The sequence below is a fragment of the Aquabacterium commune genome (assembly GCF_004362855.1).
In the GTDB taxonomy this organism is placed as follows: domain Bacteria; phylum Pseudomonadota; class Gammaproteobacteria; order Burkholderiales; family Burkholderiaceae_C; genus Aquabacterium; species Aquabacterium commune.
This window is the reverse complement of record NZ_SNXW01000035.1, coordinates 1-1675: the sequence shown is the minus strand read 5'-3', so window position 1 is coordinate 1675 and position 1675 is coordinate 1. Positions and strand designations below refer to the sequence as shown.

Genomic DNA, 1675 nt, shown 5'->3' with positions numbered 1-1675 from the left:
GGGGTCTCCTCGTTTTCAGTGCAATAAGTGACGGTACGCAAAGCTAGCACTGGCGCGGGGGTGGTCTGGGTAGACCGTTGATTTCATTGACTTTCCTGTTCGCTTTGTAAACGGGTATGGTGGCCTCCCACTTTTGAGGTTCACGATGCAGGGTTGGCACACAACGTTTTTGGGGATGCGTGGGCTCCCCCGCGATATCAGCGACTTCGAGATGAAGGCATTTTTCACCTTCGATGGTGCCGAGCGCGACGCAATCAATGCACGCCGAGGTGATTCCCTCAAGCTTGGTCTGGCGCTCCATATTGGTTTCCTGCGCATGAGTGGGCGTTTGCTCGGTGCCTTTCGGGTAATTCCAGTAGCCTTGTGGCGCCACCTTGGCAACGAGCTTGGCATTGCAGCACCAGAAGTCGCCTCGCTGAGAGCCATGTATGAACGCGGGCGCACGCTATTCGATCACCAACAAGTAGCCTGCACGGTCCTTGGATTCCAGTGGATGAGCGAGCACCAGCGCCGCTCACTGGTACGTGAACTGCGCGACGAAGTGGCGCGCTGCGCCGACCGCGATCAGCTACTCGTGCGGGCGCGTCAATGGCTGTACAAGAACAAGCTGGTGATCGTGCACGAGCGGGCAATTCGGACACTGATTGCGGCGGCACTTGCCCAGCTTGAAGTTGAAACAGGCACCGCCATCGCCGCCAGCGTTGATCCAGCAACACTTGATCGCTGGCGAGCCTCAGTTTCAGAGCTGCGCCCAGATGGACAAACCCAGCAGAGTTGGCTATGGGCTGCACCGGCGAAACACTCAACCCGCCAAATCAGCGAGGTACTGGAGCGCATCGACCTGCTTTACACGCTGGACGTTCATAAGCACCTGGCAGACATCCCCGATCTCATCTTGCGCCGCTACGCGCGCCGACTTGTCTCCAGGCCGCCCTCAGCCGGAGCCAAGATCAAAGAGCCAGCGCGCACCGTGGAGGTCGCATGCTTTCTTCGGTATTGCCTGTTCACCACCACAGACCAGTTGATCCTTATGGTGCAGCGCCGGATCGCCGATCTGTGGCGTCAGGCTGCCGCCGATGTCCCCGCTACCGTCAATTGGGCCGCAATGTACAAAACGCTGCTCGGCGAACTTGTTGCCTTGAGCGCGCAAGGTGCGGTGCCAGATGCTGAGTTGCGTGCCCGTCTTGAAGCCTTGATCACCGAAACCCAGAAACGCAAACCACCGAGCAGGGCCTCCCTGGTCCGCGAGGGATTGATTGATGGAATTCGCCCCGTGCGGTCGTTGCTCGTCGCCATTGCAAAGCTGCCCTGGCAGGCCACCGGCGAGCATCCTGCCATCGAGTACCTTGCCAAGCTGCAAGCTTTATATCTCAAAGGATCCAGAAAGCTGCCAGTTGAAGTGGTGGCACCAAGTCTGGGAATGATCTGGCAGGTTTCGATCTCCAGCCCAGACCGGGAACGGGCGTTTCAGGCGTTGGAGGTGGCCACCCTGTTTGCCCTGCGCCGCGCGGTGCGCAATGGCTCGGTCTGGATTGAGCACAGCCTGAGCTTTCGGGGTCGTGCGCGCTTGTTCTTCACGGACGAGCGTTGGCAGGCAGAGTCCAAGAAACACTATGCCCGTCTATCGTTACCCAGCAAGGCTGCCACTTTCTTGAAGCCTTTGCTGGCCAGAGTA

At 58.9% G+C, this 1675-nt stretch carries 1 pseudogene; it reads left to right on the top strand.

Going from position 1 to position 1675, the window contains the following annotated elements:
- Positions 1-145 precede the first annotated feature (145 nt).
- A pseudogene (locus tag EV672_RS18605) lies at positions 146-1675 on the top strand (Tn3-like element IS1071 family transposase); the annotation flags it as partial.